The following is a 500-nucleotide window of genomic DNA, read 5'->3' as shown; positions in this document are numbered from 1 at the left end:
AAGGCCCGGTCGTAGTCCGCCAGGTCCCGCAGCCCGGACGCATCCGTGGCAGGTGCAGGGTGTTGGAAGGCTTTACGCAGAGCGCCGGCGGCTTCGACATGGTCAGGGTCGGTGATCGTCAGACCGGTGCCCCAGGACCGGCGATGGTTCCCCACGCACCGCCCATCAAGGGTGATTGTGACGGTTTCCAGGTCCGCGGTGACCTCGACGAACCTGCCGATCGCCTGCGGGTGCACGGAATAGTCATTCGATGCCATCCGGACGTAGTAATCCCTCGGAAGCCGGACCCGGGCGGTGAAACCGGTCACCGGTGGAACCGGTGGCAGCCCCAGCATCGCCGCCTTGTCCTGGATGATCAGTTCAGCGGGCCGCGCTCCGGTCCGCCGGACCAGCCGGGCGTTGGCGCGGGGCAACCAAAGGCCGAGCTGAGCGTTGAAATCTTCCGGTGAGGTGAAGGACCGGCCGGGCAGGAAGGAGGTTTCCAGGAACTGATTCGCCCG

Annotated in this window: 1 protein-coding gene; it reads right to left on the bottom strand. The window is 66.4% G+C overall.

Annotation, left to right across the window (positions count from 1 at the left end; genetic code table 11):
- On the bottom strand, nucleotides 1–500 hold a 500-nt coding region (locus tag AC4D2M_RS17170), incomplete at both ends, for a Mu transposase domain-containing protein (protein ID WP_490893111.1).

This window comes from Arthrobacter sp. TJ-270 (assembly GCF_058269075.1).
This window is presented reverse-complemented; position numbering and strand designations above follow the sequence as displayed.